At 71.0% G+C, this 859-nt stretch carries 2 protein-coding genes; both read right to left on the bottom strand.

The window, feature by feature from the left end; translation table 11 throughout:
• A partial coding sequence (locus tag PKE99_RS37935) for a DUF6950 family protein (RefSeq protein ID WP_271215084.1) occupies positions 1-227 on the bottom strand: 227 nt, incomplete at its 3' end.
• Positions 224-859 (bottom strand): hypothetical protein (locus tag PKE99_RS37930; protein ID WP_271215083.1); only part of this gene is annotated, 636 nt, incomplete at its 5' end. The genes PKE99_RS37935 and PKE99_RS37930, both read right to left, overlap by 4 nt.

Genomic DNA, 859 nt, shown 5'->3' with positions numbered 1-859 from the left:
ACATGATCCGCATAACCCGCCTTGCGCAGGATGCGCCGCCCGCCTGCAAAGGTGGTGTAACGGCCCCGGAACGGTGCTGCGAGATCGACCCCGGTCTGCGCGGCGATGGCCCCCGCGCCGAACAGGCAGCAATCATGTTCGCCGGGCCGCATCGGCCGACCGGCCACGCCGCCCAGCCAGTGGCGCAGGCGGGACCGGGCATCGGGCAGACGAAGGAGCGGCGTCATCGGTCAGCCCCCTTCGGCGCACCCCCAGGCACATCCGCCGGGGCGCTGGTGCTGCCGGATCGGACATTGCGGCCCCAGGGCGTCTCGACCTTGTCGGCGAGGCTGGCATATTGCCGGAAGGCATCCGTTCCGGCCCGCGCCCGCAGGCTGGCATCCGACCGCTTGCGGGTCAGCGGCTTGGTCAGCCGCCGCGCCGCCGTGGCGATTTCCACCTCGATCGATCCGGTCTCACCCTTGGCGGGCGTCCTGACCGGCGCCTTGTCGATATTGCCGCGCAGCACCAGATGCGGCTCCCCGATCAGCGCATGGGTCAGCGGATCGAAGAGCGCGCGGTGGATCTCCACCGGCGCATGGCGCGGGTCATAGCCCCGGATCGCCAGCTGGGTCTCGGCCGCGATCTGGCTGAGCTGCACCCGCTGGCTGCGCTCCTGCAGGCCGGTCTGCAGGCGGAGCGGATCGACGCTGAGCGCGGTCCCGGCCCCGTAATAGATGCGGGTCTCGCCGCCGATCACGAATTCCGCATGATCCGCGCCGGTCCAGAAGCCGATGCTCTCGGTGCCGCCGGTCACACGGTTCCGGGCCGAGACCCAGACCAGCACATGCGCCAGCATCGGCCCGCGGGCGGCGAAGTA

Origin of the sequence: Pseudonocardia halophobica (assembly GCF_027922425.1) — a bacterium.
In the GTDB taxonomy this organism is placed as follows: domain Bacteria; phylum Actinomycetota; class Actinomycetes; order Mycobacteriales; family Pseudonocardiaceae; genus Pseudonocardia; species Pseudonocardia halophobica.
The sequence above is the reverse complement of the archived record's forward strand: the minus strand, read 5'-3'. Positions and strand labels throughout refer to the sequence as shown.